The sequence below is a fragment of the Bradyrhizobium sp. MI1.11 genome (genome assembly GCF_055811255.1).
In genome coordinates, this window is record NZ_JBVVPM010000006.1 from 94609 (window position 1) to 119052 (window position 24444).

Below are 24444 nucleotides of genomic sequence, written 5' to 3' on the forward strand. Positions count from 1 at the left end.
GAACTGATCGAAACAAGTGCGGCTGATCCTGATCACATTGACGGCTCTTCTGCTCGCAACCGTGGTGGGCGTCGGCGCGACTTGGATGACGACGACGCGCGGCACCGAGATCGGCGCGCTGACCATCGGCCCGTGGACCGCGCGCCCGCGCACCGGCACCGCCGACGTCGATCCCTATTCGCGCGCCACTATCGTGCGCAACGGCGAGCTGCCGATCGGCACCGGCGACGGCGTCGCCTTCACCGCGACCGCCGATGACAAGAAGAAGGTGCTCGACGGCCGCTGCGACGTCGTGGTCTCCGGCGTGACGCCGCCGGCACGGTTCTGGACGCTGACGCTCTACGACCGCAAGGGTCATCTCGTCCCGAATTCGCTGCAGCGCTACGGCTTCACCAGCCAGGAGATCGTACGGCAGTCCGACGGCTCGTTCGAGATCCGCATCGCCTCGCGCTCGCGCGCCGGCAACTGGCTGCCGACCGGCGGCATCGAACGCTACGCGCTGATGCTGCGGCTCTACGACACCCCGGTCGGCGTTGCCACACGCACCCAGCGCGATGCGCCGATGCCCACGATCACGACGGCGGGCTGCTCATGATCCGGCTGTTGTTCACCATCGTTGCCGGCGTGGTGCTGGGCCTCGTGGTCCATCTCGTCAGCGTGCTGGCGTTGCCGCGGATCGCGACCCAGGACGCCTATTCGCGTCTGACGCCGATGACCAAGCTCAATGCCGTCACGCAGCTTCCGCTCGCCGATCCGCAGACCTCGCCGATGCCGTTCATGGACCCGGCCTTTGCGCTCGCGATCTGCCGCTACGATCTGTCGAACGGACCGATCAAGCTGACGGTGCCCGTCAGCCAGGCCTACACCTCGGTGTCGTTCTACACCCGCAACGAGATCGCCTATTACGCCATCAACGACCGTTCGGCCGGCAAGAAGGTGATCGAGCTCGACCTGATGACAGAGCCGCAGCACAACGAGCTGCCCGAGGACGAAGAGATCACCGCGGCCGACCGCCTGATCATCGATTCCCCTAGCACCACCGGCCTGATCGTGATGAAGGCGCTCGCCCCCGAGCCTGGCCTGATGCCGCAGGCGCAAGGCTCGCTCGCGGCCGCGAGCTGCGGACCGCAGACCGAGCCGCCCGCCAAGGCGGAAGCACCGCGGGGACGGCGCTGAGGCGCGCAGCTTCGGCGACGCGAAAACAAAAAGTCGAAAAACAACCCCATGCACAGTAGCGTTAGCATTGAAATCGTTAGCCATTTTGGTTGTGCCAAATAGGCGTTTGGACCGATACATCCCTGCCCGTCGCGCAGTTCAGCTTTGACTCGTCGGGCAAAACACTGGCAGAATGGGAGCATCGAAAGTTCACCCGCGCGGAGCAATCCGCCGCGGGTTTTTTCATGCTGGAGCAGATTGCAATGATCCACGAAGGGCTATCGTTCCCATAGCAGGCGGGCGGAATGTTCGCGGGAGACGGCAGTAGTTTCTGGTGCCCGCTTCAGGTGCGATGCACCGCTCGCGGTCCAATAACAGCAGGGAGGAGTTGCGGTCAAAGATTGAAGAAGAAGACGTAGATGATCGCAACTGCCCACCCGTAGATCATGCTGGCGGCAAGGCCGTACATGAAGCTTCCGACGGTAATCATCTTGAAACCGGGAAAGACAGTCGGGAGGAATTCATGGCCCTTCAAGTCCGGGAAGGCCAACCAGAGAAGTACACACAGAACGTAGATCATCTGAAACAGCATGCAAGTTGCGAACATCTGGTGATGGACGCTCCTCCGGCTGGCACAGATCGGTTGAAATCACCGCCATCAAACCACCTTCTTGAAATCGCGATTTGACCCACATCAACTGCGGTTGCCGACCGTTGCGGGACCCGACGTTTGATTTGCATCAAGGGCTTTCATGCGAAACCTGCGAGTTTGGTTTTGGTCCTGTTGGCAACAGGGCAATCAGGCAATGGTGCCGTCTTGAGGATGCCGCGATGACCTTGCCGGACCATATTCACGATCAGTCCGGCGCACGCCGGGGCTTGTCGCGCAATTCCCTCATCGTTATGGGGCTTGCCGTCATCGCGGCAATCTCCGGAGCGCTCCTGTTCACCCAGCATCAGGCTCATGTACTCGGTGCTCTGCTTTGGCTGCCCCTTTTGGCTTGTCCGCTTATGCATTTTTTCATGCACGGTAGGCATCGAGGAGCTGGGGGCCATCACCACGGCTGAATTTGGGAGCGCCCTATGCGCAGCAAAGAATTCGGCTGGTCTGCTTCGTCAATCCTTCTGGGGCTTTCCGGAATCATCCTGATCGGTGTCGGCGGGTATTTCCTTTTCCTTCGGCCTGCGCTGCTGCCGGAGGACATCCGCTACATGAACCTTACGCCTGTCGAGCTGGAATCGATTGGTCCAAGGTTGGCAAGGTGGCTTGCACACGTATTCAACGTAATGGGCGGCTACGTGATGGCGACGGGTGTGCTTACGCTCACTCTAGCCATGACGGCTTTTCGCCAACGAAGTACTTTGGCGCTGGCTGGTGCTATTGTTGCAGGTGTGGTCTCGATAGGCTGGATGGCGGCCGTCAACGTTATGATCAACTCGGACTTCAAATGGGTACTGCTCGGATTTGCGCTCATCTGGGCTGCCAGCATCGCGGCCTTCGCCGCTGAAGTTCGCCGGTTCGACACCAGCCCGTTTGCTGATGTCCGCTAGGTGTCACAAGCCGCAGATCACGCTCAAGGTGGGTGACTTCCGCTTTACGTCGGTGAGCCGACATTTATGAGCACCCTCAGCCGGAGGGGTTCATCAGGCTAGAGATCAGATTGATGTTCCTCACAAGGCCTGATTGTTCCATCGGCGGAACACAGGCAACAACTTCAGGCGACGACCTCGCGCTTAGAATGGCGGGCTCGTTCGAGATTGTCCCCCGCTTGTGCGGTTGATCTACACACTTACTCTTTGGAAAAAGGCAGGAACATTCCTGCGATTGCCAAGTTTTCCCGATGCCCTTCCCCAAGGGCGACCCCGAGTGGCCCCAGCTCCATGCCCCCCAACATCCCCGCGAGCTGGGGCCCGTTTTTTCTCGAAATTTGGGCTGATAACGGGAACCAAGAACCACTTGTTGAGTTGGGCACCATTCGCCACCGCGCCTCAAATAACGTGGTGCCGACACACGAAGGACCTCAGCTGGCCCAGCCCCGAGCTAAAGTCCTTTCTGTGTCGTGCGCACATTTTTAAGCCGAATTCGGAACGAATATTCGACCCTTGAATCATTCCATGTCAGCTAAGTGTCGGATGTCCAACCGTGTCGCGCTTAAATCAGTTCGCCCGTGAGGCCGCAGCGGCATTGCTGCGCATGGCAAAAACAACAAAGGATCCCACGGTCGCTGCTGGCTTGGTACAGCGTGCGGCAGACCTGAAAGACCGCACCGGCGAGCTTCCTGCCATTGATGTCGAGGCTATGGCCGAAGAGCCGCCCAAGCCCTTGACGAAGAACTAAGGCTGCCTCGGTGGATGGCGTAGCTGAACAGGCCGCTCTCGACATTGCATAGTCTCGGCATAGTCTCGCCGCCATCTTGGCGCCCAGCTCCTTCTCGACGATTTCGACTGAGTTATCCCACTGCGCGTTCCTGCTCTCCGCCAAGGAGCCCGTCATGTCGAGACTAGCGATCGTATTCGTGTCGGCACTTTCTGTGACCTCTGCTACCGCGCAAAATACTGCGTCCGGACGATCGCACGAGCCGGCCGCTGCCAGCGCGTATGAAACACAGCCTTTCCTATTTGATGGACGGATGCGAGGCGACGGCATGAGGCAGCGAGGGCGTGCCGACAATCGTCACCCCAACGTCGGTGCCATTGACGTGCAACCGAAAGCAAACCAGCCAGGGCGCGAACGATGAGCCCGCGTGCCCGCTTTGATCTGCCCGCCCAGCTGTTCGCCCTGGACGAGGTGATCAGTTGCGCCGGCAATACCTCCAATCGGCCGCTTCCGTTGACGCGATGCAGCTACGTGTTGGTTGATGGGGCCACCGCGGAAATTTGCCGCTGAGCACCGAACCGACGCCTGTGACCCAAGCGGGCATAGCGCACTCCGGCGCGACGTCTGCACCTTAACTCATGGGGAGGTCGATCTCACGCGGCTTGCACTGTCAACTCGCTGACGCGATCTGGTGCATCGAGCATGGCCATGTGCCCAATGTCCGGCAATTCGAACGTGGCCCACGATTTGTCGCTTTTGCAGTCTGCCAGTGCCCTGTCGAAGGCCGGCTGAGGAAATTTCGGCAGGCGGATGTATGTCTTCTTCGCCACTTTTTGGAGCGCTCCGGAAAGCTTGACCTGCTGGAGATAGGTGCCGATCGGATGCGGAGTAACCTTGGACTCGGCGAATACCCGATCGCGTTCGGCAACGACACTGGGCGGATACGTCGGCGATCCACGGACGCCTGCCTCGCCCTTGTCGATGGCCGCCTGTATGCCTTTGCGAACCGGCTCGGCTGCGAAGTCCGCCACCCTTTGTCCATCTGCGGGAATGTAGGCATCAAGCCATACAACCGAGGAGACGCGATCGCCGATGCTTTCGAGCGCGCCCGAGCCTACGAAGCCCGCGTAGGACCACGCCACAAGACAGACGTTGTCGAGACTTTCCCATTTGATCAGGTTGACGACGTCGGCGATGTGGGTGTCCAGATTGACGTCCTTGCTCAGCAAATGCGAGCGCTCGGCTAAACCCGTGAGCGACGGAGCGAACACTTTGTGGCCGCCCTGTTCGAGCCGGTCAATGACCCGGCGCCATATCCAGCCGCCGCAAAAAGCCCCGCTGACAAAGACGAAGGTCTTTCGCGCCGATTGGGCGCGGGCGGCACCAATCACGCTGGATGCCGCTGTTGCCATCAGACCGCTTGCTGCAGCACTGCGAAGCAAGCGGCGGCGACTAACGTGAATTCCTGCCACGACGCGTATCCCTCTCGTGAGGCAATCCGCTACTATGAGTTGTCGATCATAGAGAGTATCCGCCAAAGCGGCAAGGCGGCTCGTGGGGGCGCACCGCCCAGCTCAGAGAGGTCCGCTCAGCGATGCATCGTGCACGTGATTTGCTCAGGCCGAGTTCTTCGCTTCTTGACCCTGAGCGGAAGTCCGAGCCTCAGGATGCCGTTAGCTTGGCTGGGTCTCGGGAATTGTTCTAAGTTGCCGATTTGTTTTCAGGGAGCCTATTCGTGGTGTTTCAGAGCGACCAACTCCACCTGCGAACACTTGTACGGTACTTGCGGAATGAAATTTCCAAGCTTGTGTCGCGGAGGTTATCGCACTTCAGCACCTTCAAACTAGTCGATTTGTCCCGACTGACATACTTTCGTGTTTCACTCCCGACGGACGAGGTGTGGCTGATGTCATTTGGTGCCGGAGGCTCCGAGGTCATACAGTCGATGATGCTCTCGATCGATGAAACCAAGCAAATCTTCCGATCGATCGAGCGCGCGTATGATGATCAAGAATTGGTGGAGATCAAGCTTGGCGATTTGTCATGGAAGACAGACTGTCGGCTCCGGACGAATCCCGACAAAGTCACGATCTCTTTCAAACGTGGTGGGGAGCGAACGCGCGAAGACGTCAGGCGGCAAGACGTAGCCAGGGCAATCGCCGAGTTTCGCAGTCTATTTTGAGTCAAAGGGATGCTGCTAGTGCAGGTCAGCCCGTGGCCCATCAGCGAAGTAGCGGCGCACCTCGTTCAGGTCCACTAAGCGATGCATAACGGACCAGGTTTGATCAGGTTGAGTTCTTCGCATTTGCCCCGAAGCGGACGTTAACGGTCAGTCTTTCATGCCATCCAGACCGGGATGATCTTTGTAAATGTTGTCCTGAAGCACGGCGTCTATCTGAGAGATGATATCGCCCACCGACATCCTCAAGCTCAGAAACTCACCTGCTGGAGAGGCCTCTTTAGCGAGCGTGAGCGCCAAGGATAACTCCTCAATGACTCGCTCTATGTGCCATTTAAATCGTGCGGCTGATTTCGCGTCCATAGAACCATCTCGCGGGAACAGGGTCTGCCTTGCAAATGGCAGCATACCCATCTCAGTTGTACCACTGAGGGAGCGAGGATCTCTACCATCAGGCGGCGCTCCGATCAGCGCTCCTCGATCGGATGCACTCATTTGCAGGGTGCGATGCTTTGCATCGCCGTCAGCTTGAAACATGTGGACGGGCGGCGCCGATCGTCGCTTTTGGCATGACCGGCACTTCAGCGACACCTTCAGCTTCCAGATCAGCGGATCGCTTGTGCGGCAAGGACGAGCATGATAGCAAAGGCCATCGGGTCAAACACAACCGCCCGACCAGCTTTCGAGCCAAGCGTTGTTTCGCTCCATTATGGAGGTGAAACATGTCTTGCGACAGCACCACTGGCTCAATCGGCACATCCAGCTCAGCCTTCGTTCCTTCTCCAAACCCTGGATGGTTCTGGAAACTCACGCTCGCACTGCTGGACGGCATCACACGGCGCCGCCAATACGACGAGCTTCTCGAACTGGACGACCGGCTTCTCGCGGACATCGGCTTATCGAGAACAATCGTTGGCGAGGCTCGACGGTGTTACTTCTCAGGTTGGCGCGACGATGGGTGATCGTCAAATCCTGTCAATGAGCGGCCACACCTGAGCGTGCGAAGGCGGCGCGTCTGCTTATCCCTGCGGATCAGACGGCCGCCAGGCTCGCGAAAAGGCTGAAGGACTTTTTGACCGCGATCTTTACGCCTCAGAAGTCCAGCTTGTCGCGTACGGCGTCAATTCCGGCTTTCGCGCACGCTTCGTCCGCGTCGCCGCCCGGAGCGCCGGACACGCCGATCGCGCCGACCAGGGAGCCGCCGGCTTCGACGATCAGTCCTCCGGCGATGACGACCGCTCCGGGAAGGTTGCGAATGCCCGCCTGCATCATGCCCGGCTGGCTGATCGCGTTCAGCTCGGTCGTGCTGGTCTTGAACGAGGCGGCTGTCCACGCCTTGCCTGCTGCCGTCGAGGGCGTGTGAGGACCTGCAAAGCGGTCGCGCAACATCACTTGCGTGACGCCGAAGCGATCGACGACGGCAACTGCAACCTGGTATCCACGGGTGCGGCAGTTCGCCAACGCAGCGCGCGCAAGATCGAGCGCCAGTTCCGGACCGAGCGATTTGTAGGCGACCAGACCTTCCTCCGCCCGCAGTGGGCAGATGGACACAATCAGCAGGGCCGTCGCGACCGACAGGCATCGAACGTTCATGGCAATCTCCGGCATAGGTGACCAAACGCCTATTTGGTCTCACCATATGTCAGATCATCGAACAGGGTCACGCTATCTGCCTTGGTCCACAGGCCGATCATGCCGGCGTCCGGAATGGTGGCGTCTTCCACCTCGAACAATTGCTTTCCGTCATAGCTCACCTTGAACCGACGTCCTGCGAAGTCGCAGCGCAGCACGTGCCATGGCCCGGATGACACCGGCGCGCTGACGCCATAGCCGCCTTTGCGACCCACGATCTCAAGCGACATTCGAACGCCCTTGATCGTCTTGTACAGCACGACATTGTCCTCCAGCGCGTTAGCCCGGACCACGTAGTAATTATCGGCATCCTTCGCACGCCAGATAACTCCCGCGGCGCGATCCTCGGAGCCGGCGACGGCCTTGAATTTCACCTCGACAAAGCCGTCGCGGATGGCCGTATCGCGCTTGATGGCGAGGGGAAACGTCGCCCGTCCCGATTGCTTGAGAACGTTCGGCTTGCTGGGCGCCGTCGCCTCGGCTTCCACGGTCCATTTCGGCTGTCCTTTGCCGGTCATCGTCAAGGTCCATCCGTCGGGCGACGTTCCGGCAGCAGCGTTGTCGAAATTCAGGGTCTCGGCCATGGCGTTCCCTCCCACGAATAAAACCAGCATGGATGCCAGCGCAAGCTTGCCCATGAGCTTGTTCATGTGCGTGTCCATGCATCAGCCCTTCGTGCTCGCCGTCTTGTCGAGCGCCGCACGGAGGCCCTCTGCGAGCTTGAGGGCATCGTCGTTGGCCCAGAAGTGCATGAAGAAGAGCCGCGGCTGTTCGTCCAGCATGTGGCTGTGCAGCGCGGTTACCTCGATTCCGTGCGTTCGAAGCGCCAGGATGACCGGGTTCACCTCGTCGCTGGTCAGCACGAAGTCGCCGGTGATGGCCGCCCTGCCCGTGCCCGTCGGTTGGAAATTGATGGCGATCGCGACGCCCATCGCGGCGACGGGGGTCAGCAACATGCCGTCTTCCGTGACGGGGTCGCGCCGCTTCACGTTGAACTGGTAGACGCCGCCATTCGCTTTCCCGTTCACTCCGATGATCTGGTCAAGTTTCGCCGTGTCGAGGTCGATGGCGGGCGGCGGGTTCGCCGGCGCCGTGACCGTCAGCGGGGTCTTGCTTTCGGCCAGGGCATCATGGAGCGCCGAGGCCAGTTTGACGGGATCGCCGTGTCCGGCGACGTGCATGTAGAACGTGGCCGGGCTCGCGCGCAGCAGATGATTGTGCACGGCTGTGATCTCGAGCCCGCTCGCAATCATTTTCGCCATCACGGGATTGATCTCGGTCTCGAGCAGCACGAGGTCGCCCATGATCATTGCGCCGCCATGCGCAGGCTTGAACGCGATCCAGCCGCCAAGAGCCAGCGCCGGCTTGATCGCAACCCCGTCCAACGTCACGGAGAGATCGCTGCGGGGAAAGCCGTAACGGCGGACGTCGTCCGAGACGGCGGGCTTGCGGCCCAGGGTCTCGTCCACCTTCTGCCAGTCGGCATCTTGGGCATATGCCGGGACGAATGGACCGAAGCGAAATGCAAGAAGACAGATGCCAATGCCGACCACGGCCCAGATGATTCTCTTCATCGTGCTGCTCCCTAGGCTTAGTTTCGCTCTTTGACCTGACCGCTGCTGTCGACGACCAGCGTCACCGCCTTGCCGTTCTTCACCGCCTTTGCGGTGATACCCTCGGCCGTCGACTTGATGTCGCTGACTTGCGCGTAGCCGGCCGCCTGGATCCTGGCGACGAGTTCCTCCTGCGTCAGAGCGTGCACGCTCGACAGCCCGCCCGCGACCGCAAGCAGCAGAACCGTGCGGAAGATTGTTCGTGTTCGCATGACCATTCTCCTGGTTTGTCCTGCCCCAGGTGAAGTCCGTTTCGCGATCTTGCCCTACGCGATACCCACACGGCGCAAGAGGCGGCGGGCATCGATGCGCACAGCGATGCGACCGGCGCGGACGCCGTGCCGAAAAGTCGAGCCGGTCTGACGGATGAAATCGGGGGTATATGATGACATGCTGCGCCCTTGGTGATCAGGACGCGATGCTTGGGCATGTCGCCTCACGGGGAGATCGCATATCCCCGAGCCCCAAGTAAAAGCCCCCGGGCGGGAGCTGTCAACCGGCGGGAGCTTCGGGCTGCCCACCAAAGCCGCCGGCGAACGTCACGAAGAATTCACTGCTCCGCGGAACCGCGCCAGCCACATCTTGAAACTCGCGGACGGCCCCGCTAGTGTCCTTTGCGTGGGGACAAAGCAGACTCCCTGTGAGGCCTCGGTCCAAGCTCTGCGCAGCACGCCATTCGTGGAGCTTGCGCATGGACACCGAACGACACCCTTCTCACCAACACACCGTCGCCATCCTCTCACGCGGAGACGCTGCCGCGCGCCGCGACGCGACGGCACAAAACAGCCGCTTCGCGCAGCTTTTCGAAGCCCTCGCCGCCGTCGGTATCGCGGCGCGCCCGGCGATCTATGATGAAAGTTTCGCCGAGGACGTCCGTGAACAATTGCTCGGGGTGGACGGCGTGCTCGTCTGGGTCAACCCCATTCAAGACGGTCGGGATCGCGCTGGTCTCGACGCATTGCTGCGCGACGTCGCCGCACGGGGCGTGTGGGTCAGCGCTCATCCCGATGTCATCCTCAAGATGGGCACCAAGGAGGTTCTGTATCGTACCCGCTCGATGGGCTGGGGAAGCGACACGACGCTATATCAAACCGCTGCGGCGATGCGCGCCGAGCTGCCGACGCGGCTCGCCGCCGGTCCGCGCGTGATCAAGCGCAACCGGGGCAATGGCGGCCAAGGCGTCTGGAAGGTCGAGAAGCTGCCGGCTTCTCCAATGACAAAGGTGCTGGACGCGACGAAGGACGCGCCTGAGGAACTGACGCTGGATGATTTTGTCCGCCGTTGCGCGGAGTATTTCGAAAATGGCAGCGTGGTCGATCAGCCATTCCAGCCTCGCTTGAGCGAAGGCGTGTTGCGTTGCTACATGGCGGGCGATCGCTGTGCCGGCTTCGGCTATCATAAGGTCAAGGCCCTGGTGGACTCGCCGGCCGCCCGTTCCGAGGCCGGACCACGGCTCTATGCGTCCAACGCAGACCCGCGCTTCCAGCGGCTGCGTCGGTTGATGGAGGACGAGTGGACGCCGCAGCTGACGTCGTTGCTGGATATTGCGCAACTTGACCTGCCTGTGATTTGGGACGCCGACTTCATGCTTGGCCCGGTCCGTCCCGACGGGACCGACAGCTATGTCCTGGGCGAGATCAATGTCAGCTCGGTGCATCCTTATCCGGACGAGGCGCCGGCGGAAATTGCAGTGCGGGTTGCCAATCGGCTCCGGCGCAAGCTTTGACACATGCTCACGGTCCGCGCGCTCAAGCGCTTGCACATCTCCGTTTCATTCGACTTGCAGGACGGCGAATGCGTCGCCCTGCAAGGGCCCTCTGGCGTAGGGAAGTCCCAACTCCTTCGCTCGATCGCGGATCTCGATCCCAACGAAGGAATGGTCAAACTGGACGGAACGCTCAGGGAGGCGATGCCTGCCCCGGCCTGGCGCAAGCGAGTGACCTATCTCGCCGCCGAACCGGGCTGGTGGTCCGACATCGTGCAAGACCACTTCAGCGGCTGGGATGATGCCTTACCGTTGGTCACGAGACTGGGGTTGCCGCGCAGTTGCGGTCCCTGGCCGATCCAAAGACTTTCGACCGGCGAGCGACAACGGCTGGGGCTGGTGCGAGCGCTGATGCTGAGGTCGCGGGTTCTTCTCCTGGACGAGCCGACATCGGCCCTCGATTCGGCATCGACGGCGGCCGTTGAATCCTTGATCGCGGAACGCATTTCGAATGGAACGGGTGTCGTCTGGAGCACTCACGACAACGCTCAGGCCCGCCGCGTCGGGTCGCGGGTCCTTGTGATGAATGCCGACGGTGGAATCGAGGAAAATCGGCCGTGAGTTACATTCACTTGGCATACGGCGATTTGGTTCTGCCCGCGCTCCTTGTCGTCATGGATGGCGCGCTCTCGCTTGCTCTCCGCCTCAAGCTTGAAAAGCAGCTGGCCATCGCCACCGTGCGGATGGTGCTTCAGCTGATACTCGTCGGATACGTATTGACGTTCCTGTTTGCCGTGGTCTCGCCGCTCTGGACCGCCCTCGCCGCCTTCATCATGGTTCTCTTCGCATCACGGGAAATCGTCGCTCGGCAAAAGCGACGCCTGCCGGGTATCTGGAGCTATGGCTTAGGGGCGGGATGCATGCTGCTGGCGGCCGGTACCGTCACAATGTTCGCGCTGCTGACGGAGCTACGCCCGGATCCGTGGTATCATCCGCGCTATGCGTTGCCTTTGCTGGGCATGATCCTGGGCAACACCATGACTGGAATAAGCCTGGGCCTGGACGTGCTGACAAATAGCCTGGTGCGCGAACGGGCCGCCGTCGAAGCTTGTCTTGCTCTTGGCGGCACCCGGTATCAGGCGTTGCTGCCGGTCCTGCGGGACGCATTGAGAAGCGGCTTCACGCCAATCATGAACAGCATGGCCGCGATCGGCCTTGTCTCTTTGCCGGGGATGATGACCGGTCAAATCCTTGCAGGCGTCGAACCGATCGACGCCGTCAAGTATCAGCTCTTGATCATGTTCTTGATCGCCGGCGGAACGGGATTGGGAACTCTCGCCGCCGTGACGGGAGGCGCTCGCCTTCTCACCGATCATCGACATCGATTGCGCCTCGATCGAATTCTCACTGCCGAGTAGAATTGCGCGACCTCACATCGACTTCGCGCCACCAAGCTGCACCCTCCGAGCCCACAGCAGCGCCAACGGCCCCAACGCAATTCCGACCGCAAGAACACTGAACGCGAGCAGCCACCCGGTCGCGCTCTGCGGACCGCCGGCTGCGTCGAGCGCGGCGCCGGTGCCCCAGGCGCCGACGGCCGACAGGCCGAAGCCGACCGTCGAATGCAGGGCCAGGGTCGCGCCGCGATGTTCGGTTACGGCCGCGGCCGACATGCCGGCGGTCAACGCGCCGGAATCCGCCGGCACGGTCAGGCCATAGACGAGCAGCAGCAGTGCGAGCACCCAAGCCGGCGCCGTCGCGTTGAGGCCGATAACCAGCGCCACGCAGGCCGACGCGATCATCACGACCGTGATCGCGCGATGGCGGCCGAACTTCAGCGCGGCCTCGTTGCCGAGGATGCTGGCCGGCATCGAGATCACCGCAAAGCAGAAGCTCAGCACGACGGGGCTCAACCACGACGGCGCACCTTGATGCGCGACGACGAAGGTCCAGAACCCGACCAGCCAGGTGCGGATGCCGTAGAGCTCGAAGCAATGGGCGCCGTAGCCGAAGATGTATCCGAGCGCCTCGCGGTTGGCGAAGACAGGCGCGAAGTTCAACAGACGTCCCGCCTTCGGCGCGGGCCGCTGCGCCTGCATCAGAAGGCACGCGACGACCATTGCGATAGGACCGAAGCCGGTGACAAGGAAAGCGGTCCGCCATCCCCAACGGTCGGCGATCACTTGCGCGACCAGGAACGAGAGGCCGACCCCGACCGAGAAGCTCGACGTGTACAGCGTGACGGCGCGCGAGGTGTCGCCAGCCGGAAGCCGGTCTGTCAGCGCCTTCAGGCCCGGCATGTAGGCGCCGGCAAATCCAAGCCCTGCAAGCGACCAGATCGCGGTCGCCGACCAGAACCCCTGCGCGAAAATGCCGAAAGCTGCGGTCGCGAACCCGCTGACGATCGAGCCCCAGAGCAGGACGAGCCGCGCGTCGATCCGATCGGTCAACGTCGTCAGCACGGGCACGGCGAGCATGTAGCCGAACGCGTAACCGCTCGCCATCAAGCCGCCTTCGGCCGCCGACAGGCCCCACGCCGGCATCAGATGCTGCGCCAAGTTCGCGGAGAGCGTCACATGCGGCAGCAGATTGCCGACCTGGCCGATGCACATCACCGCGATCAGGGACCGGCCGCTCAGCTTACGAATGCTGTCCTCCCCCCAGCTCGACACGGCGCACCAACCACAATGGGCAACTCTCCGGCTTCTCCAGCAAGAACTAATGTCATGAACAACCGCACCCCGCGCCACCCGCCTTCTTCGCCGTTTCATCGGCGGCGCAGCAGGCCGATGGCTCTTCCTTCGCCGGCCCGCCGCAGCATCCCGCTGCGGCGCCCGACTCCACGCCGCCACGCGTGCAGACGCCGGTCTCCGGCAGCACGAGCTCCACCCTTGCGGCGGCTTTCTTGTCGCCGGCGAGATCGGCCGCAATCGAGCGCACCTGCTCATATCCTGTCATCATGAGAAAGGTCGGCGCGCGGCCATACGACTTCATGCCCGCCATGTAGAAGCCCGGCTCATCGTGCGCGAGCTCGCGCGCGCCGTGCGGGCGCACCGTGCCGCAGCTGTGCTCGTTGGGATCGATGAGCGGCGCGAGCGCGACCGGCGCCTCGATGGCGGGATCGAGCCGCAGGCGCAATTCGGACAGGAACGAAAAGTCGGGACGAAAGCCGGTCGAGACGATCAACTCGTCGACGATCACGCTTCGCGTGCCGGCCGCGATCTCGAGGCGGCCTTCGGAGTCCGACAGTTGCGTGACGCTGAATTCGGTTTCGACCCTGATCTTCCCGGCGGCCACGCGCGCGGCGAAGGTGGAGCCGAGCTCTCCGCGTGCAGCGAGCTTGTCATTCCGGCCGCCGCCAAAAGACTTGGCGGGATCGGCGCCCCGCAACAGCCAGATCGCTTGCGTCCCCGGCACCTCGCCCGCGAGATGCACGAGATCAATCAGCGTGCCCACCGCGGAGTGGCCAGCGCCGAGCACCGCGACGGTCTTGCCGGCATATCTGGCGCGCCCGGCACCCCGGACATCGGGCATGCCATAGGCGATGTGGCCGGCGTATTCACGCTCGCCGATCGCGGGCAGACCATTACCTCCGGCGGGATTGGGCGAGAACCATGTGCCTGATGTATCGATCACGGCATCCGCGCGCAGCACTTCGGGGCCCTTGCCGTTCTGGTAGCGGATTTCGAACGGCGCCTGCTCACGCCCCTTCGTCTTCGCCTTATCGAAGCCGACGCGGCTGATGGCCGAGACGCGGCTGGACGTCCGGATCACCTCGCGCAGTGGCGTTCGCGTCGCGAGCGGCGTCAGATATCGATCGAGCAGTTCGACACCAGTCGGATAGGAGCCCGGGTCCGGCGAATTCCATCCCGTCGGCGCCAGCAGGCGCGCCGCGGCCTTGTCGATGTTATATTCCCACGGTGAGAAGAGCTGGACCTGCTGCCACTGGCGCACCGCGTGCCCGGCTTCGGATCCTGCCTCCAGCACGAGGGGTGACATGCCACGCTCCAGGACGTGCGCAGCTGCTGCGAGGCCGACAGGCCCTGCCCCGACGATGGCGACCCTCTTAGCGTTCATTCGGCTTCTCCCATATTTCTAGAATAATTGAACAATATCAGCCAAAAAGGATCACGCCGCGGTTTGCGTCGTCTTGCATCCGACTTCGTCTGCGCAGCACTCCGCCGCCAGGAAATCGACCAGACCCCGCATCGCGTCGAAGTTTGCGTGGCAGATCAGCGTGGTCGATTCCCGGACCTGACTGACGAGCCCGACCGAGACCAGGGTCTTGATGTGATGCGACAGCGTCGATGCCGGGATCTTCAGCTTGTCCTGCAACCGACCGACGGGCATGCCGGAGTGTCCGGCCCGGACCAGGGCACGATAAATCTGGAGTCGCGTCCGGTTGCCCAGGGCTTCAAGGCGTGCTGCTGCGTCATCGATCTTCATGCGTGCCACGATGTGCCGGCGGATGCCAAACTGTCAAACCATATTTCTGGAATGTTCGAAATACGGGCTGGGTCGCCCAGGGGGAATTCCGGATTGACGCGCTTCAATTACTTCCATAAATCTGGATATATGGAAACGGAAGAAGCTGTCCTCGCGCTCGCCGCCCTGGCCCAGTCGACCCGTCTGGAGGCCTTCCGCGCACTGGTCAGGCACGAGCCTGATGGTCTCGCTGCGGGCGATCTCGCACGGCTGTTGGAGGTCCCTCAGAACACGCTCTCGGCGCATTTGTCGATCCTGACGCGCGCGCGCCTCGTCACCTCGGAGCGGCACAGCCGTTCGATCGTCTACCGCGCCAACCTCACCGAATTCCGGGACGTCGCGGTCTTCCTGCTGCGGGATTGCTGCGGCGGGCGGCCGGAAGTTTGCGAGCCGGTCGTCGAAACCCTGCAAGCCTGCTGCAAGCCAAGACGCAAGGAGCGAAGCCGTGCCTGATCAATTCGATCTTCCGCGCCGCCTCGCGGCCGAGGCGCTCGGTACGGGCATTCTCGTCGCCACGGTGGTCGGCTCCGGCATTATGGCGGAATCCTTGACCAAGGATGTCGCGCTTGCGCTTCTCTGCAACACGTTGCCGACCGGCGCCATTCTGGTCGTCCTGATCACCGTGCTCGGACCGATCTCCGGCGCGCATTTCAATCCGGCGGTCACGCTGGTCTTCACCGGCAAGCGCGAGCTGCCGGTCAACGAGGCCGCACTTTACGTCGTCGCGCAGATCGCTGGCGGCATCGCGGGAACGATGGCGGCGCATCCGATGTTCGGACTGCCGCTGATCGATCTCTCGACGAAAATGCGAACCGGAGGACCGCAATGGTTCGCCGAAGCCGTCGCTGCTTTCGGTCTGGTCGTCACAATCCTGGCCGGCATCCGGTTTCAGCGGACTGCCGTCCCCTGGCTGGTCGGCCTGTACATCACGGCGGCCTATTGGTTCACGGCTTCGACCTCATTCGCCAATCCGGCAGTGGCCATCGCAAGGTCGCTGACAAACACGTTCTCGGGCATACGTCCCACCGACCTGCCCGGATTCATTCTCGCGGAGCTGTGCGGAGCCTTTGCCGGCATGCTGTTGATGAATTGGTTGCTCGGACGGCCCCAGGCGCAAGGCCCCATCCCAATCGCGGAGACTACCTCATGAGCGTCACGATCTATCACAACCCCGCCTGCGGCACCTCGCGCAACACGTTGGCGATGATCCGGCAGAGCGGCGTCGAACCCGTCGTGATCGAATATCTGAAGACGCCACCATCCCGCCAAACGCTTGTCGAGCTCATCAAGGCCCTGGGCATCTCCGCTCGCGCGCTGCTGCGCGAGAAAGGCACGCCCTACAAGGAGCTCGGCCTCGACGACCCCAAATGGTCCGACGACGAGCTGATCGACCAGATGCTCGCGCATCCCATCCTGATCAACCGTCCGATCGTGGTGACGCCCAAGGGCACACGCCTGTGTCGTCCCTCGGAAGCCGTCATCGATCTCCTGGACAACCCCGTCGGCCGGTTCGTGAAGGAGGATGGCGAGGTGGTCGAAGCGCGATGATTGCCGACATGGCCTCGCTCGCGTTTGCCTCGACTTAAAACTTCAGGATCGTGCGCAGTCCGAAAACCGAGGCATTTCGCAATGCCCTTCCCGGCAGCGGACTCGCCGGAGCCGTCGCGCCGCCACCGGGATGGACGATGTATTGAAAGTTCGGCTGAACGGTCCAGCCATCCTTGATCTGGTATTGATAGACGGCCGTGAGCAGCCCCTCGAAGCTTCGCACCGGCCAGCGCGGGTCGACCAACCTGGCATAATCGGCGTCGAGCGTCTGGGCCCGCTTTGAGACATGCGCATATCCGGCGGCAATGCCGAACTTGTCGTCGGGGCGCGCATTGCTAAGCCCGATCAGCTCGACGCCGCCATCTGCATAGACATCGACCAGATTACGGTCAGCCGGCGCGCCCGACACGCGTGCGAAAATGCCGATGCCCCGATCGTCGCTGTTCGGCACCCGATAAATCTGCTGCTCGAAGACCGCCCAGGCTCCAATATCGCCCGACAAGAGCCGTGGTTCCCCGCTGCTCGTTGGCGCGGCCAGCGAGACGCCGTTGGATGCGAAGCGCTGATCCCCGAACGATCCGAAATGACGCCAGCCACCGACCTTGAACTGGCCGGTCAAGTTCGGGTCACCCTTCCTGTTGTTCCAGGCATATTGAACCTGGCCGAGCAGAAGCGGCGGATCGTTGACCCGGAAATTGACGCCATACCGGTTACGCTCCTGCGGATCGCCGGGACCGGGACCGGCCTGGTCGCCGTCGAAAATCGCGCCAAGGATGGACAACTGCTCTGTCACGTTCCACAGGAGGCGCGCGCCCATGGCCGCCAAAGGCGGCGACGGCCCGCCGCTTGGCAAAGCAAGCGACGTGATCGCCGGCCAGCCCATCGAGGCGTTGGTGAAAACATCCGTGTACTTGGTATTGAAGAACTCGCTGTCGGCCGCCAGCTGTCCGAGCTTGAGCGATAGTTTCTTGTCGCCCCATTGCTTCTCGAAATAGGCCTCGTAGAGTCGCGTCGAGGGCAACGCTTCGATCCCGCTGACGACGAAGAAATTCTGCAGATTCGAGCGCGAGAGGCCGTCGCCGTGGATCTGAAACATGTTGGCGTGAAAGGTCAGCTTGTCGATGCCGACGAGCTTTTCGAAATCCAGATCGACGGCGAGATTGAGCCTGCCTTCGTAGACCGCACCTTTCTTCAGACCGCCGGTCGGATTTCCGAGCACCTCGCCGATATAGGTGGCCGCAAACTTCACCCCGTACTTTTGCCAGGGGTTCGGCAGCAGCCCGAGCGTTTTCTCCGCGACCGTGCTCTCGCCGGTGTCGGGATCGGCAGGCTTGTCGTCGTCGGTTTTCTTGTCTTCCTGAGCCACGGACTGGGCAGCCGCAACCAGGCAAGCCGCAACGATCAACGCCCGCATCGAATGCCTGATTGCTCTGGCGGCCACGCTCACCTCCCGAGCGATCAATGACGCACGCCGCAGCCCGACATTCAAGCCGGTCGTCGACCAATGTGAGCCGGCGCGGCAATCCTGTTCCCGCGCGCGGCACTATGTTCACTTCTATACTTTCGATCGTCAGATCTTCGGGATCTTCGCCCGCTCCACCACGCCGGTCCATTTGCTGATCTCGGTCTCGATCAGCGTCTTCATCTCCTCCGGCGAGCTGCCGCGAACCTCGCCGCCAACGGCGATCTCCAGACGCTGCTTGAGGTCGGGATCCCTAAGAGCGTCCAACGTCGCCGCATTGAGTGCGGCCATGATGGCGGGCGGCGTTCCCTTCGGCGCCAGCAGGCCTGCCCAGGTGCGGACGTCATATCCCTTGATACCGGCTTCCTGAACCGTTGGCACATCGGGCAGCAATGCGGTGCGCGTCGGCGAGGTCACCGCCAGGCCGCGAATCGCACCGCCCTGGATCTGCGCGGCGAGCAGGACCGGGGTGCCGACGATCACCGGAACCTCTCCGCCGAGCAGCGCAGTGACCGCTTGAGAATCGCCGCGATAGGGCACGTGCACGATCTCGACGCCGGCGGCTGCGTTCAACAGCTCTCCTGCCAGATGATGCGTGCTGCCGAAACCGACCGATCCGAAGGAGAGCGCGCCCGGCTTCTGCTTTGCCATGACCACGAGCTCGCCCAGCGATTTTGCCGGATAATCGCTACGCACGGCAATGACGAGCGCGTAATAGACCAGCGTTGAGATCATCTCGAAGCTCTCGGCCGGTTGGTAGGCCAGGCTCTTGTAGGTCGCCGCGGAAATGGCGTGAGCGCCGGTGACGAGCCCGATCGTGTAGCCGTCGGGCGCCGCTTTCGCGATGGCATCCGCGGCGATGTTGCCGCCGGCACCGGGCTTGGCCTCGACGATGATCGGTTGTCCGAGCTTCTTCGAGAGCCCGTCGGCGATGATGCGCGACAGCGTGTCGGCCGCGCCGCCGGCGGCAAATCCATGCAGCAGCCGGATCGGGCGCGACGGATAATTGTCCGCCGACGCCGAAGTGATTGCTAAAAAACCGCCAAACAGAAAAATCGCCGCAGCAAGCCGCTTCATCCTTCGCATGGATGCGTCCTCCCTTTTGATTGTTCTATCGTTGGCCGCAGCGAGGCGGCGTTCTTCAAGTCGAGTTTGAATCTGCTAGCGGGCGAACTCCGTGCATTCAGGCGATGGCGGCATGCCCCAAACGTCGCGCGGCAGACCGACCCAGACTTTTGGCCGCTGCGGTCGATCGCGATGCCAGGGACGCGGCTCGAAATAGCCGAGCGCCTCGTCGGTCATGCGGTCGAGGTCGAAGAACAGCTCGACCAGATGCCCGTCGGGATTGCGGTGATAGATCGCCGTGTTGTGGCCGGGGCCGTGACGTACCGGTCCCCAGAGCACCGGGAGCTTATGTCGGGCGAGATGGTCGCACGCCTGCTGCATGTGGGTCGGCCCCCGCAGCTCGAACGCGACATGATGCAGGCCGCGGCCGGGCGCGCGCGCGAAGTTCAGCGTGTGATGTTCATAGCCGCTGCGCATGAAGACGAAGCGGTCCTCGACCCAGTCGGAGACCCGCAGGCCCATCATGTTCGCGTAGAACTCAGAGGCCGCGCGCGGATCGGGCGTACCAAGCGCGACATGGCCGAGCTTGCTGACGGCAAGCGCAGCGATCCGCTCCTGCGCGGGCGTCGGCGTCCAGCCCTGGATCAACTCGAAGCGCGTGCCTTCGGGATCGCTGAACGACAGCAGCCTGGAAACGCCAGGCAGGGGATCGCTCTGAAGTTCGGGCCGCAGATCGGCCTGCTTCAGCGCGGCGCCGAGCGCCTCGATCTGGACATCAGGCGATATCTCGAAGGCGATGCTCGTCAACGCCGCGTCGCCGGGTTCGATCACCAGCGAAAGCTGCTCGGCATCGTTGGCGAGGAAGATGCGGTTGCCGTCGCGGCCGACGAGGCCAAGACCGATCACGGCGCGGTAATAGTCGAGCAACCGCTCGGGATCGGGCGAGGCAAAGCTCGCGTGCCGCAGCCGGGTGAAGCGTGCAATGGGTGCTTGTGTCGTCATCGTGCAATCCACCCCCTCATGGCGTCATGATGATCTTGCCGAGCGCCGAGCCCTGCTCGAGCAGCGTGTGGGCCTGCCTGACCTCGTCGAGTTTCAGGACCGCCGAGATCGCCGGCTTGATCGCATTGCGGCTCAGCGCGTCGATCACGTTGCGCATGAGCGCGCGACGCTCGTCGCGATCGTGGTCGTAGATGTGGAATGAGAAGCAGCGTATCGCCGGGCAGATGTCGAGATGGTCGCGCATCGCCGCCATCAGGTTTTCCTCCGGCAATCCGGCGAAGGCGTTGTACGACAGCAGCGTCCCCCATTTGCCGAGCGCGCCGAGATAGCCGGTGAACTCGGGCCCACAGACGTGATCGAGCACGAGGCCAACGCCCTCGCCATTGGTCAGCTCGCGGGTCCGCGCCACCACGTCTTCGCGGCGGTAGTAGATGACATGATCGGCCCCGTTGCCCCGCGCAAATGCGGCCTTCTCTTCGGTGGAGACCGTGCCGATGACTTTCATCTGCGCGAGCTTGGCGAGCTGCACCAGCGCAGTGCCGACACCACCCGCCGCCCCGATCACCAGCACGCTCGCCGGTGCGCGCGGATGGCGGCACTCGTGCAGCAGCGCGTAGGCGACCTGGTAGTTCGACAGGCACACGGCCGCTTGCAGATCGACATTGTCGGGCAGCGCATGAATGGCGTCGGCGGGCGCGACCACATAGTCGGCGTAGCAGCCGCCGCGCTGCGACAGGTCGCGTGCGCTCAGCAGCACCTTCTGGCCGACCGCAAACCCCTCGACGCCAGACCCGAGCGCGGCAATGCGGCCGGCGACGTCGTTGCCGGGATTAGCCGGCAGCGGCGGCATCCATTTGTAGACGCCACGCCGGATCAGCACATCGGGCTGCCCCACGCCGAATGCTTCGGCGCGGATCTGCACCTGGCCGGGTCCGGGCATAGGCACCGGAAGCTCGACCAGTTCGAGTGCATCCGGCCCACCCGGCTGACGCACCAGCACCGCTCTCATGATGTCACACGCCTCCCAAGCCATATTTTCGAAAATAATACCGTTTACGAAAATTATTGCAAGATGGTCGTTGGCGCGGCATGTTGAGCCATCGATTCAATGACAGAAACCATGTCCGAAAGCGCCATTCGCCCCCGCAAGGAATTCGGCAAGACCGTTGCCGCCGACATCACCCATCGGCTGCGCGAGGAGATCATTGCCTGCGGCCTGGCGCCGGGCGAACCGCTACGGTTCGACGTCCTGCGCGAACGATTCGGCGTCAGTTTCACGACGCTGCGCGAGGCACTGACGGCGCTTACCGCCGAAGGCTTGGTCGACGCGCAGGAGCAGCGCGGGTTTCGCGTGGCGCCGGTCAGCCGCCAGGATCTGGTGGAGGTCACCGATGCGCGGGTGTTGATCGAGGTGGAATTGATCCGCCGCGCGATCGAGCGGGGCGACGACGATTGGGAAATCGCCGTCATCTCGACACTGCATAGATTGAAGCGAATCGAGCAGCGCGATCCCGAACATCCGCTGCGCGATCCCGAATGGAAGATCGCCCACCGCCAATTCCACCAGGCCCTGGTGTCCGCCTGCGGCTCCGCGACACTGCTGGCCATTCGCGGCGATCTGTTCGATCGCGCCGAGCGCTATCGGCATCTGTCGGCCAATTTCCGGCCGCGTCCGCGCGACAAGGCCGGCGAGCACCAGGCGATCATGCAGGCCGCGATCTCGCGCAATCCGGATCTCGCGGTGCAGCTGATCGAGACGCATATCCGCACCACGGCTGACAACGTCGCGACCTACGCCGGGCACCTGCTCGACACCGAATAGGCGGCACGCTTTTTATCACCGTGGGCTTGCGTTTCACCACATTTTCGAAAATAATGAGCAAGATCGAAAATGCCAACCTTTGGGGCGAGACCATGAAGCTGCTGTCATTCTTGGACGGAAATCGGGAAAGCTGGGGCGCCGTTGTCGAAAATGGCGTCGTGGATCTCGGCCGCGCCCTGCCCCAATACCCTGTTCTCGCGGACTTCCTCGGCAGCGACGACTATGCGCGGCGCGAGGCCATCGTCGCCGGGCACAAGCCCACGATGGCGCTAAGCGACGTCAAATACCTGCCGGTGATCCCGCGTCCGGAGAAGATCGTCTGCGCCGTGCGCAATTATCTCGACCACCACAATGAAGCCGTGGCGTTCGGCATGAAGCGCGAGATCACGGAATTTCCGCCGATCTTCCTCCGGGTCTGGCGCTCCCAGGTCGCGCACAACGCGCCGGTAATCCGGCCGAAGGTCTCGGACAATTTCGACTGGGAGGGCGAGCTTGCCGTCGTCATCGGCAAGGGCGGCCGTCACATCAGCCAGGCTGACGCCTGGGATCACGTGGCGGGCTACTCGATCTACAACGACGTCAGCGTGCGTGACTGGCAGCGTCACGCCCAGCAGATCGCCTCCGGCAAGAACTTCGTCGGCACCGGCCCGTTCGGTCCCTGGCTGGTCACGCCGGACGAGATCGGCGATCCCACCAAATTGAAGCTCGAGACGCGCGTCAACGGTGCGGTGGTGCAATCCTCCGACACCTCGATGCTGATCTTCTCGATCCCGCGGCTGATCGAGTACAGCTCGACCATCTTCGACCTCGTCCCCGGCGACGTCATTGCCACCGGCACGCCGGCCGGCGTCGGCTTCACCCGCAAGCCGCCGGTCTTCCTCAAGCCCGGCGACGTGGTCGAGGTCGAGGTCGAGAACATCGGCGTGCTGCGCAATCCCGTCGTCGATGAAGCATAGAGCCAGCGCATGTCGTCCCAAGATTTGTCGCCTCAAGACGCGTCCCAAGACATCTCCCATGACATCCGCAAGACCGCGCTCAGCGTCGAGACGATCTGGCACGAGCGCGGCCCCCGCCTGGAGAAGCCGCTGCTGGTCGGAACGGCCATCGCGGTCATCCGCAATCCGTTTTCGGGCCGCTTCGAACCCGACCTGATGCCGTTTCAGGCATCCTTGCGCGAGCTCGGGCGCGAGCTCGCAACGCGGCTGATCGCGCAGCTCGGCGGTGCCGCGCAGATCGAAGCCTATGGCAAGGGCATCATCATCGGCGAGGACGGCGAGCTCGAGCACGGTGCGGTCTGGCACGAGGCCGGCGGCCAGGGCATGCGCGAGGTGCTCGGTCAGCCCAAGGCGATCGTTCCGGCGGCGAAGACCATCGGCGGTCCGGGCACGCGGCTCATGGTTCCGCTCGGGCACATTCACGCCGCCTATGTCCGCAGCCATTTCGGCACCGCGGAGATGACGCTGTGGGATTCACCACGGCGCGACGAGATCGCCTTCGGGCTCGTGATGGCCACCGGCGGCCGGCCTCACGCGCGCATCGGGGGCCTCGCGGCTTCCGCGATCTCCGTGCACGACGGACAGCGCTGACGGGCGCACGATGCGCTGAAGGATTTTGTCGGAAACCTGCTGAAGCAGCGCGCTAGACCGACGCAATCAAGCGCCGGCGCACTGCCGTAAAATGATCAACCCTTGAAACGATCAGCCCTTGGAGACGACCGCGCGGCCGTAGGGCGGCTGGGCCGCGACCGGCGGGTTGGCGGTCTGGGCGGCGAGTTCGCCGATGAGGCGGTCGGCATCGGCGGCCATGCCGTCGGGCGCCTGGATCACCAGCCGCTCCAGACCCCAGCGATAGGACGAGACGCGCTGCTCGAGGCACTGCTGCACCCACTGGATGATCAGCGAATTCTCCTGCATGCGCTCGATCGCGTCCTCTTTCTCCTGCGGCGAGAGGGAAGAGACACGCGCCATGCTGGCATTGCGCTTCTTGTCGAGGTCGATGACGCGGATCGCGGAGGCGAAGAACGGCTCGAAGCGAGTGATGTCGTTGCGCACGTCCTCCATCAGCTGCGTATAGCGCGAAGAATGCGAACGGTGCGGTTCGTCGATCAGCGTGCGACCGTACATGGTGCGGTCGAACACGATCTTTTGCCGCCAGGGCGAGGGCAGCGCCTTGTAGTCGCCGAACACGCTCTTCCAGGCGGGCCGCGACAATGGCGGCTCTATCAGGGGATAGGCGAGGTCGCGAAGCTGGCGCTCCTCGTCAGTGAGCTGGAATTGGGATGGCTTCAGGCCAACGCTGGAGGTGACTTCCGCGCCCAGCCAGCGATGCATGTCGTCGCTGCGCATGTCGGCGCGGGTGCGGCCGAAATCGCCGCCGCTACAGGCGGCAAGCGTCGCACCCAGCACTGCGAGCATGATGGCCGTTACGACGGGCCGGATCTGGCGGAGGTTCTCCGGCAT

33 protein-coding genes are annotated in these 24444 nt (G+C 62.8%); 16 read left to right on the forward strand and 17 right to left on the reverse strand.

The annotated features are described in order from the left end of the window. The first annotated feature begins 16 nt into the window (after window positions 1-16). On the forward strand, window positions 17-595 hold the full coding sequence (locus tag AC0L30_RS08345; RefSeq protein WP_007593444.1) for a DUF1214 domain-containing protein: 579 nt from the start codon (window positions 17-19) through the stop codon (window positions 593-595). Further along, window positions 592-1176: a DUF1254 domain-containing protein gene (locus AC0L30_RS08350; RefSeq protein ID WP_106942444.1), complete on the forward strand. Its 585-nt coding sequence runs from the start codon at window positions 592-594 to the stop codon at window positions 1174-1176. The genes AC0L30_RS08345 and AC0L30_RS08350 overlap by 4 nt, the downstream gene beginning before the upstream one ends. A gap of 373 nt (window positions 1177-1549) precedes the next feature. Here the strand turns inward: AC0L30_RS08350 and AC0L30_RS08355 are convergent, their stop codons facing one another. Both AC0L30_RS08355 and AC0L30_RS08360 read right to left on the reverse strand, forming a co-directional pair. Then, window positions 1550-1762 (reverse strand): hypothetical protein, encoded by a 213-nt coding sequence (locus AC0L30_RS08355; protein WP_473404120.1) that lies wholly within the window; start codon window positions 1760-1762, stop codon window positions 1550-1552. Between the two features lie 143 nt (window positions 1763-1905). Then, window positions 1906-2121: a hypothetical protein gene (locus AC0L30_RS08360; protein WP_245286123.1), complete on the reverse strand. Its 216-nt coding sequence runs from the start codon at window positions 2119-2121 to the stop codon at window positions 1906-1908. Here AC0L30_RS08360 and AC0L30_RS08365 point away from each other — a divergent pair. From AC0L30_RS08365 to AC0L30_RS08375, 3 genes are all read left to right on the forward strand, one after another. Further along, on the forward strand, window positions 2059-2223 hold the full coding sequence (locus AC0L30_RS08365; protein ID WP_354164706.1) for a DUF2933 domain-containing protein: 165 nt from the start codon (window positions 2059-2061) through the stop codon (window positions 2221-2223). The genes AC0L30_RS08360 and AC0L30_RS08365 overlap by 63 nt on opposite strands. 15 nt (window positions 2224-2238) lie before the next feature. Then, window positions 2239-2706 carry a hypothetical protein gene (locus tag AC0L30_RS08370; RefSeq protein WP_007593451.1) on the forward strand — a complete coding sequence of 156 codons (468 nt, stop codon included), beginning with the start codon at window positions 2239-2241 and terminating at the stop codon, window positions 2704-2706. 592 nt (window positions 2707-3298) lie between these two features. After that, on the forward strand, window positions 3299-3493 hold the full coding sequence (locus AC0L30_RS08375; RefSeq protein WP_007593453.1) for a hypothetical protein: 195 nt from the start codon (window positions 3299-3301) through the stop codon (window positions 3491-3493). Between the two features lie 632 nt (window positions 3494-4125). Here AC0L30_RS08375 and AC0L30_RS08380 read toward each other — a convergent pair. Further along, window positions 4126-4944 carry an alpha/beta fold hydrolase gene (locus AC0L30_RS08380; protein WP_245285889.1) on the reverse strand — a complete coding sequence of 273 codons (819 nt, stop codon included), beginning with the start codon at window positions 4942-4944 and terminating at the stop codon, window positions 4126-4128. A gap of 434 nt (window positions 4945-5378) precedes the next feature. Here AC0L30_RS08380 and AC0L30_RS08385 point away from each other — a divergent pair, with 434 nt between their 5' ends. Further along, window positions 5379-5654, forward strand: coding sequence for a hypothetical protein (locus tag AC0L30_RS08385; protein WP_473404121.1), 276 nt, complete (start codon window positions 5379-5381; stop codon window positions 5652-5654). A gap of 147 nt (window positions 5655-5801) precedes the next feature. Here the strand turns inward: AC0L30_RS08385 and AC0L30_RS08390 are convergent, their stop codons facing one another. Together AC0L30_RS08390 and AC0L30_RS08395 are read right to left on the reverse strand one after the other, a co-directional pair. Next, window positions 5802-6188, reverse strand: a complete 387-nt coding sequence (locus AC0L30_RS08390) for a hypothetical protein (protein ID WP_473254606.1) — start codon at window positions 6186-6188, stop codon at window positions 5802-5804. Further along, window positions 6175-6462 carry a hypothetical protein gene (locus tag AC0L30_RS08395; protein WP_473254650.1) on the reverse strand — a complete coding sequence of 96 codons (288 nt, stop codon included), beginning with the start codon at window positions 6460-6462 and terminating at the stop codon, window positions 6175-6177. The genes AC0L30_RS08390 and AC0L30_RS08395 overlap by 14 nt, the downstream gene beginning before the upstream one ends. Here AC0L30_RS08395 and AC0L30_RS08400 point away from each other — a divergent pair. Continuing rightward, complete coding sequence (locus AC0L30_RS08400; protein WP_219684855.1) at window positions 6374-6613, forward strand: YjiS-like domain-containing protein; 240 nt, start codon at window positions 6374-6376, stop codon at window positions 6611-6613. The two genes, AC0L30_RS08395 and AC0L30_RS08400, sit on opposite strands and share 89 nt — an antisense overlap. 130 nt (window positions 6614-6743) lie before the next feature. On the opposite strand, the gene AC0L30_RS08405 is transcribed toward AC0L30_RS08400, so the two are convergent. The 4 genes from AC0L30_RS08405 to AC0L30_RS08420 are packed head-to-tail and all read right to left on the reverse strand — an operon-like array spanning window position 6744 to window position 9108. Continuing rightward, the gene (locus tag AC0L30_RS08405; protein ID WP_007593468.1) at window positions 6744-7244 is read right to left on the reverse strand and encodes a GlcG/HbpS family heme-binding protein; all 501 of its coding nucleotides are present in this window, start codon (window positions 7242-7244) and stop codon (window positions 6744-6746) included. 29 nt (window positions 7245-7273) lie between these two features. Continuing rightward, a complete protein-coding gene (locus tag AC0L30_RS08410; RefSeq protein ID WP_473404122.1) occupies window positions 7274-7933 on the reverse strand; it encodes a hypothetical protein in 660 nt (219 codons plus the stop codon). A gap of 15 nt (window positions 7934-7948) precedes the next feature. Next, entirely contained in the window at window positions 7949-8857 is a 909-nt protein-coding gene (locus AC0L30_RS08415; protein WP_007593472.1) for a DUF1259 domain-containing protein, read from the reverse strand. A gap of 17 nt (window positions 8858-8874) precedes the next feature. Next, on the reverse strand, window positions 8875-9108 hold the full coding sequence (locus AC0L30_RS08420) for a hypothetical protein (RefSeq protein WP_007593473.1): 234 nt from the start codon (window positions 9106-9108) through the stop codon (window positions 8875-8877). A gap of 479 nt (window positions 9109-9587) precedes the next feature. Here AC0L30_RS08420 and AC0L30_RS08425 point away from each other — a divergent pair, with 479 nt between their 5' ends. From AC0L30_RS08425 to AC0L30_RS08435, 3 genes are read left to right on the forward strand one after another with little or no spacing between them, the layout of a single operon-like run. Further along, window positions 9588-10622: a Cj0069 family protein gene (locus AC0L30_RS08425; RefSeq protein WP_473404123.1), complete on the forward strand. Its 1035-nt coding sequence runs from the start codon at window positions 9588-9590 to the stop codon at window positions 10620-10622. Between the two features lie 3 nt (window positions 10623-10625). After that, the gene (locus AC0L30_RS08430) at window positions 10626-11222 is read left to right on the forward strand and encodes an ABC transporter ATP-binding protein (protein ID WP_473404124.1); all 597 of its coding nucleotides are present in this window, start codon (window positions 10626-10628) and stop codon (window positions 11220-11222) included. Continuing rightward, window positions 11219-12019: an ABC transporter permease gene (locus tag AC0L30_RS08435; RefSeq protein WP_473254604.1), complete on the forward strand. Its 801-nt coding sequence runs from the start codon at window positions 11219-11221 to the stop codon at window positions 12017-12019. The genes AC0L30_RS08430 and AC0L30_RS08435 overlap by 4 nt, the downstream gene beginning before the upstream one ends. 12 nt (window positions 12020-12031) lie before the next feature. Here AC0L30_RS08435 and AC0L30_RS08440 read toward each other — a convergent pair whose 3' ends face one another. The 3 genes from AC0L30_RS08440 to AC0L30_RS08450 form a co-directional block, all read right to left on the reverse strand. Continuing rightward, window positions 12032-13213, reverse strand: coding sequence for an MFS transporter (locus tag AC0L30_RS08440; protein ID WP_473404144.1), 1182 nt, complete (start codon window positions 13211-13213; stop codon window positions 12032-12034). Between the two features lie 112 nt (window positions 13214-13325). Further along, the gene (locus tag AC0L30_RS08445) at window positions 13326-14678 is read right to left on the reverse strand and encodes an NAD(P)-binding domain-containing protein (RefSeq protein WP_473404125.1); all 1353 of its coding nucleotides are present in this window, start codon (window positions 14676-14678) and stop codon (window positions 13326-13328) included. 51 nt (window positions 14679-14729) lie between these two features. After that, window positions 14730-15047 carry an ArsR/SmtB family transcription factor gene (locus tag AC0L30_RS08450; protein WP_007593490.1) on the reverse strand — a complete coding sequence of 106 codons (318 nt, stop codon included), beginning with the start codon at window positions 15045-15047 and terminating at the stop codon, window positions 14730-14732. Window positions 15048-15176: 129 nt separating this feature from the next. Here AC0L30_RS08450 and AC0L30_RS08455 point away from each other — a divergent pair, with 129 nt between their 5' ends. Genes AC0L30_RS08455 through arsC form a run of 3 tightly spaced genes read left to right on the forward strand, consistent with a single transcriptional unit; the run spans window position 15177 to window position 16634 of the window. Next, window positions 15177-15539, forward strand: a complete 363-nt coding sequence (locus tag AC0L30_RS08455) for an ArsR/SmtB family transcription factor (protein ID WP_219684896.1) — start codon at window positions 15177-15179, stop codon at window positions 15537-15539. Next, a complete protein-coding gene (locus tag AC0L30_RS08460) occupies window positions 15532-16236 on the forward strand; it encodes an aquaporin (protein WP_473254602.1) in 705 nt (234 codons plus the stop codon). The genes AC0L30_RS08455 and AC0L30_RS08460 overlap by 8 nt, the downstream gene beginning before the upstream one ends. Next, the gene (gene arsC / locus AC0L30_RS08465) at window positions 16233-16634 is read left to right on the forward strand and encodes an arsenate reductase (glutaredoxin) (protein ID WP_007593493.1); all 402 of its coding nucleotides are present in this window, start codon (window positions 16233-16235) and stop codon (window positions 16632-16634) included. Before AC0L30_RS08460 ends, arsC begins: the two co-directional genes overlap by 4 nt. Window positions 16635-16668: 34 nt before the next feature. Here arsC and AC0L30_RS08470 read toward each other — a convergent pair whose 3' ends face one another. From AC0L30_RS08470 to AC0L30_RS08485, 4 genes are all read right to left on the reverse strand, one after another. Further along, window positions 16669-18075 (reverse strand): carbohydrate porin, encoded by a 1407-nt coding sequence (locus AC0L30_RS08470; RefSeq protein ID WP_473254600.1) that lies wholly within the window; start codon window positions 18073-18075, stop codon window positions 16669-16671. 129 nt (window positions 18076-18204) lie between these two features. Next, window positions 18205-19182, reverse strand: coding sequence for a tripartite tricarboxylate transporter substrate binding protein (locus AC0L30_RS08475; protein ID WP_473404126.1), 978 nt, complete (start codon window positions 19180-19182; stop codon window positions 18205-18207). 75 nt (window positions 19183-19257) lie between these two features. Further along, the gene (locus tag AC0L30_RS08480; protein ID WP_473404127.1) at window positions 19258-20163 is read right to left on the reverse strand and encodes a VOC family protein; all 906 of its coding nucleotides are present in this window, start codon (window positions 20161-20163) and stop codon (window positions 19258-19260) included. A gap of 16 nt (window positions 20164-20179) precedes the next feature. Beyond that, on the reverse strand, window positions 20180-21172 hold the full coding sequence (locus AC0L30_RS08485; RefSeq protein WP_354127454.1) for a zinc-dependent alcohol dehydrogenase family protein: 993 nt from the start codon (window positions 21170-21172) through the stop codon (window positions 20180-20182). A gap of 111 nt (window positions 21173-21283) precedes the next feature. On the opposite strand from AC0L30_RS08485, the gene AC0L30_RS08490 reads away from it, so the two are divergent. The 3 genes from AC0L30_RS08490 to AC0L30_RS08500 all read left to right on the forward strand — a co-directional run bounded on the left by AC0L30_RS08490 (window position 21284) and on the right by AC0L30_RS08500 (window position 23571). Continuing rightward, entirely contained in the window at window positions 21284-21985 is a 702-nt protein-coding gene (locus tag AC0L30_RS08490) for a GntR family transcriptional regulator (protein WP_035995051.1), read from the forward strand. A gap of 92 nt (window positions 21986-22077) precedes the next feature. Beyond that, on the forward strand, window positions 22078-22941 hold the full coding sequence (locus AC0L30_RS08495) for a fumarylacetoacetate hydrolase family protein (RefSeq protein WP_473404145.1): 864 nt from the start codon (window positions 22078-22080) through the stop codon (window positions 22939-22941). Window positions 22942-22950: 9 nt separating this feature from the next. Further along, a complete protein-coding gene (locus AC0L30_RS08500; RefSeq protein ID WP_473404128.1) occupies window positions 22951-23571 on the forward strand; it encodes an amino acid synthesis family protein in 621 nt (206 codons plus the stop codon). A 111-nt stretch (window positions 23572-23682) separates the two neighbouring features. Here the strand turns inward: AC0L30_RS08500 and AC0L30_RS08505 are convergent, their stop codons facing one another. Next, window positions 23683-24444 carry a hypothetical protein gene (locus AC0L30_RS08505; RefSeq protein WP_473404129.1) on the reverse strand — a complete coding sequence of 254 codons (762 nt, stop codon included), beginning with the start codon at window positions 24442-24444 and terminating at the stop codon, window positions 23683-23685.